The 6,210-nt window shown below is 60.4% G+C and carries 7 protein-coding genes; 3 read left to right on the top strand and 4 right to left on the bottom strand.

Annotated elements, in window-relative coordinates:
• Positions 1-56: 56 nt before the first annotated feature.
• Positions 57-806, bottom strand: a complete 750-nt coding sequence (gene mtnC / locus DXY02_RS08570; protein WP_114988959.1) for an acireductone synthase — start codon at positions 804-806, stop codon at positions 57-59.
• 2 nt (positions 807-808) lie between these two features.
• A complete protein-coding gene (gene mtnB, locus DXY02_RS08565; protein WP_114988955.1) occupies positions 809-1,474 on the bottom strand; it encodes a methylthioribulose 1-phosphate dehydratase in 666 nt (221 codons plus the stop codon).
• On the opposite strand from mtnB, the gene mtnA reads away from it, so the two are divergent.
• Positions 1,474-2,487: an S-methyl-5-thioribose-1-phosphate isomerase gene (gene mtnA / locus DXY02_RS08560; protein WP_114988954.1), complete on the top strand. Its 1,014-nt coding sequence runs from the start codon at positions 1,474-1,476 to the stop codon at positions 2,485-2,487. The genes mtnB and mtnA overlap by 1 nt on opposite strands.
• Here mtnA and DXY02_RS08555 read toward each other — a convergent pair.
• Entirely contained in the window at positions 2,478-3,314 is an 837-nt protein-coding gene (locus tag DXY02_RS08555; RefSeq protein ID WP_114988953.1) for a DNA-formamidopyrimidine glycosylase, read from the bottom strand. The two genes, mtnA and DXY02_RS08555, sit on opposite strands and share 10 nt — an antisense overlap.
• 5 nt (positions 3,315-3,319) lie before the next feature.
• The gene (locus DXY02_RS08550; protein ID WP_006851563.1) at positions 3,320-3,529 is read right to left on the bottom strand and encodes a photosystem I reaction center subunit IV; all 210 of its coding nucleotides are present in this window, start codon (positions 3,527-3,529) and stop codon (positions 3,320-3,322) included.
• A gap of 41 nt (positions 3,530-3,570) precedes the next feature.
• On the opposite strand from DXY02_RS08550, the gene DXY02_RS08545 reads away from it, so the two are divergent.
• Together DXY02_RS08545 and DXY02_RS08540 are read left to right on the top strand one after the other, a co-directional pair.
• Entirely contained in the window at positions 3,571-4,674 is a 1,104-nt protein-coding gene (locus tag DXY02_RS08545; protein ID WP_114988952.1) for a hypothetical protein, read from the top strand.
• A gap of 69 nt (positions 4,675-4,743) precedes the next feature.
• Positions 4,744-6,204 (top strand): ATP-dependent DNA helicase RecQ, encoded by a 1,461-nt coding sequence (locus DXY02_RS08540; protein WP_114988951.1) that lies wholly within the window; start codon positions 4,744-4,746, stop codon positions 6,202-6,204.
• Positions 6,205-6,210: the final 6 nt, after the last annotated feature.

Genomic DNA, 6,210 nt, shown 5'->3' with positions numbered 1-6,210 from the left:
ATCACCATCACCACCCACGAAGAAGCCACCTCACTATGAGGTGGCTTTTTTGTTGGCTATTGTTTTGCTGTCAGGTGAGCACTTACCTCGCGGAGTGATTGAAGCACCGTGTGATCTTGTGGGTCACGGTCAGGGTTGCCGTCGCGAAGGCTGAAGAGTGTGTGCATTCCTGCCGAACGAGCGGAATCGCATTCAGCTCTGTTGTCACTCACAAACCAAATTTTGTTGGGCGAGCTGCCGAGCTGCTCGGCAATTCTTATGTAGCTCTCCGTGGATTTTTTAGGGCCTGTATGGGTGTCAAACCAGTGGCTGAAAAGTTTTTCAAGGTCACCCGCAGAGCTGTGCCTGTAGAGCAGCTTTTGAGCTTGAATGCTGCCCGACGAATAGACGGATAAGGTTAATCCTTGCTTGCGCCATTCCCGTAGGCATTCAGCCGTTTCGGGAAATAGTTGAGATTTGAGGTCTCCGTTGTTGTACCCGTGTTCCCAAATTTTTCCTTGTAGGTCTTTGAGTGCTGTCGACTTCTTGTCGATGCTAATCAAGTGTATGAGGTATTGAGTCAATGCTTCTATCTCCTGAGTTTCCCCCTTCATGGCCTGCTGTTTGATCTGCATGCTTTCGGGAGATTGGTCATCCAGCCATTCCTTCTTGGCGGCTTGGATCGGCTTGCTGTGAGGGATTTTGTCCCAGTTTTGTTTGATGTAGTGGCTCAGTTCTTGCTTGGCAAAGGGGGACAAAACGTCGCTGACAAAGCTCACTGGGCATGTCGTTCCTTCGATGTCGAGCAGAAGATGTTGTTGATTCATCATTAATCTCCAATCTGCATTTGGGTCAATCTCACCTTCAAGAGAAATTCCAGGATTTCCAGGTGTCGTTTGCTCGCATCCAGGTCAGCCCCCCACGCGTAAAGGCCGTGCCCAACCACCAGAAATCCGCAGGGTGAGGTTTCCAGCAAGGGTGTGACGGCCTCGCCCAGTTCATCCATTGACTGACTGTTGCTGATCACGGGAATGGTGATGCTGCTGGAGTGGGTGTTGATTCCGACCAGACCTTTCAGCATTTCCCAGCCCTCCAAGACAATCCCCCCTGAGTTTTCGTAATGGCGGGATAACACCGTTCCGGGAACGGAATGGGTGTGCAGTACAGCTCCAGCTTGGGTTGCTTCAACAATGCGTAGATGCAGCGCTGTTTCAGCACTGGCTTTTCCCTTGCCCGTTAAAACCTTGCCTTGCCCATCCACAACAATCAGCTGATCGGCAGGTACCTGCCCCTTGTCCACACCACTGGGTGCCATGAGCAACTGCAGAGGCTGATGCTGCAGCACCATGCTGAAGTTCCCTCCGGTGCCATCGCACCATCCGCGTTGGTGGATGCCCTGCATCACCTCAGTTAATCGTTCGCGCTGGGTTTGGTTTGCGGTCACAATCCGCTGATCCCTCTGTCTTCTATACAGGACACAGCGGCCCACGTGCATTGACGCTTCCCCCTAGTTGCCGCTGGAGCGGTGATCACCTGGAGTTGCTGGACCAGCGACAACTTCCCGCTGCTGTGGTCTTCATGCAACTGCACCGATGGCAGGAGGTTGCTGAGGCGATTTCCTCCATGGCTGTGCGCGGTGCACCCGCAATCGGTATCGCGGCGGCCTGGGGGGTTGTTCTGGCTGCACACTCCGGAGATGATCTCCCCACTGCGATCCGAGCCCTGCGCGCATCACGTCCAACCGCCGTCAACCTCGGCTGGGCCCTCAATCGAATGCAGGCGGCCATGGGTGCCGCCGCTCCAGTTGATGTTGAAGCGCTCGTTGGTGAGGCCGCTGCGCTTCAGCAGGAGGATCGTCTTTTGACCCAGCGGCTGGTAGATCATGGCGTTTCCCTCTTGGCTCAGGGGTGCCGGGTCTTGCACCATTGCCACACGGGTGCCATCGCTACGGGAGGCGTTGGAACCGCCCTTGGGGTGATTGCAGCCGCCCATGCCCGTGGCCTGCTCCGTCATGCCTGGCTGGATGAAACGCGTCCACGCTTGCAAGGGGCTGCTCTCTCTGCCTGGGAATTGGGTTGTCTCGGAGTTCCCTGCACCGTGATCGTTGATGGAGCCAGTGGATTGCTGATGCGCCGGGGTGAAGTGGATGCCGTGATGGTGGGCTGTGATCGTGTTGCTGCCAATGGCGATGTTGCTAACAAGATCGGCACTTACAACCTGGCGCTTGTGGCCCGAGCCCACGGCATCCCCTTTTATGTCTGCGCACCTGGCAGCAGCATTGATCGAGCGACGGTTGACGGGGACGCGATCACCATTGAGGAACGCGATGCAGAGGAGGTCACCCACGCAAAGGGAGTGGGCGTCGCGGCTCCTGGAGCCCAGGCCTGGAACCCTGCCTTCGACATCACTCCGGCTCATCTGGTGACAGGTTTCATCACCGAATTCGGCGTGCTTCGTCCTCCCTATCGAGAGGTTCTCACGGCGCTTCCGCTGCCCAATCAGCCTTGACAGGACGGGCACCAGTGGGTGCTTCGGCCGGACAGTTTCTCTTTTTGAATGGGCGTTCCACAGCTGCGGCAGGGTTCTCCTCCACGTCGGTAGACCCAGGCCTGGCCTCCATAGTTGCCATTCACCCCCTCGAGATCGCGGAAATCACTGAAGGTGGTGCCACCGGCTCCAATGCTGATGGTGAGAACATTCACCAGGGCATCCCGCAATTTCTCTAGTTGTTTGAGCTCCAGCTGCCCTGCGGGCGTGAAAGGGGCGATGCCTGAAGCGAAAAGGGATTCATCCGCGTAGATGTTTCCCGCTCCAGCCACCAGGGCTTGATCCAACAGCGCTGTTTTGATCGGTCGGCTGCTGCCCTTGAGTTTCTGCTTCAGATAACTGGCGGAGAAGTCGGTGCTGAAGGGTTCAGGCCCGAGTCGCGTTAAGCCTGTGATCACCTCTTCCATCGGTTGGCCCGGAGGAACCCACCACATTTCTCCGAAGCTGCGCACATCCACAAAGCGCAACTCATGCTCTTTTGAGTTCCAGAAGCGAACACGGGTGTGTTTGCACGGTTCTGAGGGCTGCTCATGCCATTGGAATTGGCCTGTCATGCGCAGATGCACACCCCAAACACCTCCTTTGGGCTCCAGGGCTGCCATCAGATATTTCCCTCTGCGCTGCCACTGCCCCACCGTCATTCCGCAGAGGCCAGCAACAAACTGATCAGGACCTCCAGGGCTGGCAATGGCCCTTGGCCTGCAGACTTCAACCTGCGCGATTTTGAAGTCGACAAGACGGTCTGCCAGTCCCCGACGGACCGTCTCGACTTCAGGGAGTTCAGGCAACGGCCTCAGGCCGGCTCGAGTTCCGCTTCGGCGAAATTATTGGTGTTGATGCCACCGTCAACGCCCTGCAGGCCGCTGTAGTTGACCTTTTCGAAGCGAACGACAACGGGGTAGCGGATTCCCGAGGTGTCGATGGAGGCAACGGTGCCAACTTCGTTGAACCAGTAGGACTCAGGACGCTTGATGCGCACCTTGGCGCCGCGGGTGATCGCCATCGCTGGGCATAAGGAGATGCAATCGGAGCGTATCTCGTGGAATGGAGGGTGATGACCGCTGCGTCACAGAATGTCGTCCCTTCGTCGTCGGCGTCCCTTTGACCAGTTCCATCGCCCTTGATCCAGATCCGTCGCTGCTTCAGCTGGATTTGCCGGACCCGGAGCAGGACGACATCAGCACGATGGAATTTCTGGCTCGGCTGGAACAGGCCTGGGCCGTCTGCGACCGCTTTGATCTCCAGACCGAGATCTGGCGCGGTCGCATCCTCCGCGCTGTGCGGGACAAGGAGAAGCGAGGCGGTGAAGCCCGGGGCGCAGGATTTCTGCAGTGGCTGCGGGAGCGGGAAATCAGCAAGACCCGTGCCTACGGCTTGATTCAACTGGCGGAATCCGCCGACAGCATGCTCAGCGACGGCACCTTGGAAGAGAGCAGCGTCAATCATTTCTCCAAGCGGGCCTTCATGGAAACCGCTCAGGCGGTTCCCGAAGTGCAGCTGATGATTTCCGAAGCCGCCAACGAGGGGCAGGAAATCACCCGCAAGCAGGTGCGCCGCCTCACGGATGAATTCACGGCGGCCACCAGCCCTTTGCTGCCGGAGGAAATTCGTCAGCGCACCCAGGAGAACCTGCTGCCACCCCGTGCGGTGGCCCCTCTGGTGCGGGAACTGGCCAAACTTCCTGAGCCGCAGCAGGAAGATCTGCGCAAGGTGCTCCGCGATGAGCCTGAACTCGACCGGATCAAGGACGTCACCAGCACAGCACGCTGGATCACCAAGGCGACCGAGTCGGGTGTTGCCGTGCGGGCTTTCCAGCAGGGGGAACTGGACCTGGACCGCGCCATGCAGGAGGCCCAGCGCTTGGATGCCCTCGGCCTGCTGGCTGATGCGGTGGGCCAGGCCCAGGCCCTTGAGTCGGCGGTGCTGAAGCTGCACACCTCCTGGCGGCGCTTGGGGGGGCTTCAGGAGCGGCTCTGGGTTGAAAGCGGAAGCAGCACGCCCTACCTGCGCGATGTGCTGAATGCTCTGCAGACCCTCAGCGGCGCCACATTGCGGGTGTCGTTGGGAGAGCTCGCGGGTGGCAAGCGGGTGCGGCTCCAGCTGGTGGAGGAGTCCCCCGATCAATTGGATCCGCCACCGCTGGCCTGACTCCAGATCTTGTGCTCGATAATCTGAAGCCTCCACATCTGGTGTGTTCTGGCTTCGCTCGAGCGTGCACTGCAGACCCACTTCGGCTGGGATGGCTTCCGCCCCGGGCAACGGCCCGTGGTGGATGCTGTGCTGGCTGGTCGGGACGCGCTGGCGGTTCTGCCCACCGGTGGCGGTAAGTCGCTCTGCTATCAGCTGCCGGCCTTGGTGCGCGAGGGCCTGGTGGTGGTGATCTCACCGTTGGTGGCGCTGATGGAGGACCAGGTGATGGCCCTGCAGCGACGGGGAATCGCTGCGGCTTGTCTGCATGCCGGACTCGAGCCAGCTCGACGACAGCAGGCCCTGGAGCAGCTGCAGGACGCCACGCTGAGACTCCTCTACATCGCGCCGGAACGACTTCAGGGTGAGCAGACCCGGCTGATGCTGGAACGGCATGCCAGGGAGGGCCGACTGGTGGCCCTGGCGGTGGATGAAGCCCATTGCATCAGTGCCTGGGGGCATGACTTCCGCCCCGATTACCGCCGCCTGGGTCAGATCCGCAGCCTCTGCCCGGGAGTGCCGATGCTGGCCCTCAGCGCGACGGCAGCCCCAAGGGTGCGGGCCGACATCATTCGCCTGCTGGATCTGCGTCGCCCGCTCGTGCAGGTGAGTTCGGCCCGCCGGGACAACCTGCACTACACGATGCAGCGGCGCCCCAGGGACCCCATGCCGCAGGTGTTGGAGGCACTGGAGATGTCCCGTGGTGCTGCGCTGATCTATGCCCGCACCCGTCGTTCGGTGGAGCAGTGGGCGGAACGTCTGACTGACCAAGGGGTTGCGGCAACGCCGTATCACGCCGGTCTGGATCCAGAGACCCGCCAGCAGGCTCTGAAGCTGTTTCTTGAGCACGAGCGGCCCGTTCTGGTGGCGACGGTGGCCTTCGGCATGGGCGTTGACCGTGGCGATGTGGGTCTGGTGCTTCATCTCGATCTGCCGGCCACACCTGAGGGCTATCTGCAGGAATCGGGCCGCGCCGGCAGAGACGGCAAGCCGGCCCATTGCCAGGTGCTGTTTTCGCCGGGTGATCGCACCAGCCTGGGCTGGGCCATGCGGGCCTCAACCCGGGGCAGCGATTCCCTGGAGGATCGTCGCCGCTTGGACCTGGCTCAGCAGCAGCTGCGTCGTATGGAGGCTGTTGCTGAGGGTGAAATGTGCCGTGAACAGGCATTGCTGCTGGCTGTCGGCGAGTTGGTGGGTCCCTGTGGTCGCTGCGATCGCTGCGTAGAGTCCCCCAAACGACGCGACTGGTCACCTCAGGTGGAAACGCTCCTGGCCCATCTGGCCGAGCAGGACGGTACGGAGATGCGTCGCCTTGGAGAGCAGCTGGCTCTGCATGAACCTGGACGCCATGACCGCTGGACCTGGTTGGCCCGTCGGCTCGTGCAAGAGGAGTTGATTCAGGAAAGCAACGACGGTGCTCAGCGGCTGTATCTCCGCGAAAGCGGCCGGAGATTCCTGGATTCCCCCTGGCCGCTCGATTACGCCGCCTGATTCAGA

It is taken from the genome of Synechococcus sp. N19 (assembly GCF_900474045.1).
Classification (GTDB): Bacteria; Cyanobacteriota; Cyanobacteriia; order PCC-6307; family Cyanobiaceae; genus Parasynechococcus.
Note: the sequence above shows the minus strand (reverse complement) of the source record. Positions and strands in the feature narration are given on the sequence as shown.

Coding starts and splice junctions, on each gene's coding strand:
- DXY02_RS08545 (WP_114988952.1), top strand. CDS start 3,571: ATGGAGGGTGATGACCGCTGCGTCACAGAATGTCGTCCCTTCGTCGTC.
- DXY02_RS08550 (WP_006851563.1), bottom strand. CDS start 3,529: ATGGCGATCACCCGCGGCGCCAAGGTGCGCATCAAGCGTCCTGAGTCC.
- mtnB (WP_114988955.1), bottom strand. CDS start 1,474: ATGCACGTGGGCCGCTGTGTCCTGTATAGAAGACAGAGGGATCAGCGG.
- mtnC (WP_114988959.1), bottom strand. CDS start 806: ATGAATCAACAACATCTTCTGCTCGACATCGAAGGAACGACATGCCCA.